Source organism: Plebeiibacterium sediminum (genome assembly GCF_026013605.1).
Taxonomy (GTDB): domain Bacteria; phylum Bacteroidota; class Bacteroidia; order Bacteroidales; family Marinilabiliaceae; genus Saccharicrinis; species Saccharicrinis sediminus.
Genome location: NZ_JAPDPJ010000186.1, coordinates 1 through 1,819, shown reverse-complemented (window position 1 = coordinate 1,819; position 1,819 = coordinate 1). Strand labels below are relative to the sequence as shown.

The 1,819-nt window shown below is 31.1% G+C and carries 3 protein-coding genes; all 3 read right to left on the bottom strand.

The features are described from left to right. Window positions 1-419: hypothetical protein (locus OM075_RS24950; RefSeq protein WP_301193283.1), on the bottom strand; the 419-nt coding region annotated here is incomplete at its 3' end. A gap of 1 nt (window position 420) precedes the next feature. After that, window positions 421-1,095 (bottom strand): DUF3800 domain-containing protein, encoded by a 675-nt coding sequence (locus OM075_RS24945; protein WP_301193282.1) that lies wholly within the window; start codon window positions 1,093-1,095, stop codon window positions 421-423. A 134-nt stretch (window positions 1,096-1,229) separates the two neighbouring features. Next, on the bottom strand, window positions 1,230-1,487 hold the full coding sequence (locus OM075_RS24940; RefSeq protein ID WP_301193281.1) for a tyrosine-type recombinase/integrase: 258 nt from the start codon (window positions 1,485-1,487) through the stop codon (window positions 1,230-1,232). Between the last annotated feature and the right edge of the window lie 332 nt (window positions 1,488-1,819).

Here is a 1,819-nt window from a genome sequence, read left to right as displayed (position 1 = left end):
AAATAATACTCATTTATCTTTCTTAAAGGCTCCAGTACAATCACGTACTTTTCATCTTCATCGTATATATAAGTTCTGTTTCCTTCGGTTTCTTTTACAGAAAAAATAAGCATGTTATCTTTCTTGTTTTCATCCACATGATGCTTTACCCAATGTAAACGAATCGACCTGTGTATATCAAACTCTCTTTTCCGTGTTTTTTTATCCACAACTTCTGTAGTTAAGTGAGTAAATAATGTACTCATTGGGATTTCACCATCTTTAGGTGTTGGCTGAATAGGCTTTCCTTTATATTGAAACGAAGGATTATTTACAATATCCCGATTAAAAACACCCATTAATGAATCTTTTCGTTGTGCCGGACTTAAACCTGTTAACTCAAGCAGGTCGTTATATTTTTTAAGTAGGTTAAATGGCATATTATTTCAAATCAATAAAAAACAGGTTCAACTTGGATTCTTCATAATTTGAAGTACCATTTAATTCTTGCTTTGCGTGGTTTTTTATTTGCTCTACCAACTGCATTTTTGCCGTTACCTTTTTATTATTGTCATTTAGGTTATATGAAAGAGCCCCCATAATTAAATCGCAAAGCTGCATTATTAAACTCTCATGCGAACGGATGTTCTGGACATTTCTGAATACCCCGAACTTAATATTCAGGATATCTTTAAGTTTTGAAACCTTATAAGCACTTAAAGTATCTTTTATGTCGAGATATACATTGTAGTTGTATAGGCTATTTTTTTTATGGTTTAACAGGTAATAATACATTTTATAATAAAAATCATCGTAATCCTGGTCAAACTCATCATTCTTTAACTTTGTTTTATCTACAACTACAGCTCTAAACCTTAAATCAGTATCGAAAAAATAATCAATCAAATCTTTGTAAAACTTGATTTGTGAATTGGATACATTTGACCATTTTATTTCTCCGTAAAAATGATGCTTCTCTTTTAAGTCTGTTATACGCTGAGAATGACGTTTTACCTGGTTGTAGGCAGAACTTACACATCCCAACAACATATATCTTTTATGGTCGTTTTTGATATGGCAACTTTCGTCACAATATATATTGAATGTTTTACTCATTGACATAGTGTTTAAACAAACATTATTCTGAAAAAATTAATGTAAGAATCAAAAATAGTTATAACTAGTCATAAACAAGTACATCTTTTACTTTTTTGTTAAAAGCAAGATGTTACCCTTGCTAATTCAAAGACTTAAAAATTTGATTTATTGCTTTTTTCTTCTGTTTCTGTATTAGGAGGGACATACAAGTTTAAAGTCGTACTTATATTTGAGTGTCCCAATAATACACTAACTGTTTTATAGTCGCAATTACTCTCAATGCAGCGTGTAGCAAAGCTGTGCCCCAAACCATGAAATTTCAAGTGTGGTATTCCAAGGTCTTTCATAAAGCTTTTATAATAATTACGATAGGTTCTTGGTTCTGTTGGTTTTGCTTCGTTAGTAAGCACATAGAACGAATTATTGACAATCTTTTTTACCGACTCATACTGTTATGATTTACTCTGAAAAAAGCAGCTTTTATTCTATTTCCCTCCTTTTGTGAGACCCTTCTTTTAAGCGAGCAATTGTTTCTTTAGATTTGCAATTAGCAAACTAACGTAATGAATATCCATATTCTGCAGTAAATAATAGCTTTGTTGTTTAAGGTTAGATTTGTTAGAGATTAAAAAAGCCACTATCAGAATGTTTGACAGTGGCTTTTTACTGTATAATTTTTATTAGCTTTATAAGGAAATACTTGTTCCTATAAAGAAACCTTGCCTACTGACATTGTCATCGT

Bases quoted from the DNA above. Each gene is read 5' to 3' on its own strand.
- OM075_RS24945 (WP_301193282.1), bottom strand. From the start codon at position 1,095: ATGAGTAAAACATTCAATATATATTGTGACGAAAGTTGCCATATCAAA.